Annotated in this window: 1 protein-coding gene; it reads left to right on the top strand. The window is 61.1% G+C overall.

The window, feature by feature from the left end; genetic code table 11:
• The coding region (locus A3754_RS04490) for a glutamate synthase-related protein (protein ID WP_255363112.1) at window positions 1-1,040 on the top strand (1,040 nt) is incomplete at both ends.

The following is a 1,040-nucleotide window of genomic DNA, read 5'->3' as shown; positions in this document are numbered from 1 at the left end:
CTCTGATTTCACCGCCGCCGCACCATGACATCTACTCCATTGAGGATCTGTCCCAGCTGATCTTTGATCTCAAGCAGGTCAACCCGGATGCGCAGGTGTCTGTGAAGCTGGTGTCCGAACCCGGTGTCGGTACGGTGGCGTCCGGTGTCGCGAAAGCCTACGCGGATCTGATCACTATTTCCGGTTACGACGGTGGCACCGCGGCGAGCCCGCTGACCTCCATCCGCTACGCCGGTTCCCCCTGGGAGCTGGGCCTGGCGGAAGCGCATCAGGCGCTGCGGGGTAACGACCTGCGCGACAAGATTCGCCTGCAGACAGACGGCGGTCTGAAGACCGGCCTGGACGTGATCAAGGCGGCGATTCTGGGGGCCGAGTCCTTCGGTTTCGGTACCGTGCCGATGATCGTGCTGGGCTGTAAGTACCTGCGGATCTGTCACCTGAACAACTGCGCTACCGGTGTGGCTACCCAGCGTGAAGATCTGCGCAAGGAGCACTTCATTGGTGCGCCGGAACTGCTGATCAACTACTTCACCTTTGTGGCTCAGGAAGTGCGTGAATTGCTGGCGCTGCTGGGTGTGAAGAGCATCCCCGAGCTGATCGGCCGTACCGACCTGCTGAAAGTGCTGGAAGGCGAAACCGCGCGCCAGGGCAAGCTGGACCTGACCCCGATTCTGCGCAATGACCTGGTGCCGGCAGACAAGCCCACCCATTGTCAGGTGACCCGCAACGAGCCGTTCGACAAGGCTGTGCTGAGCCAGAAGATGGTGGCTGACATGGGCACCGCCATCGAGAGTAAATCTGGTGGCTCGTTCCATTACGAGATCACCAACTGTGATCGCTCCGTGGGCGCCCGTGTGTCCGGTGAGATTGCCAAGCAGCACGGCAATCTGGGCATGGAGACCGCGCCGATCAAGGTTCGCTTTACCGGTACCGCCGGGCAGAGCTTCGGTGTGTTCAACGCCGGCGGCCTGCATATGTATATTGAAGGCGACGCCAACGACTACGTGGGCAAAGGCATGGCCGGCGGCAAGCTGGTGATT

Source organism: Alcanivorax sp. HI0083 (assembly GCF_001635175.1).
Note: the sequence above shows the minus strand (reverse complement) of the source record. Positions and strands in the feature narration are given on the sequence as shown.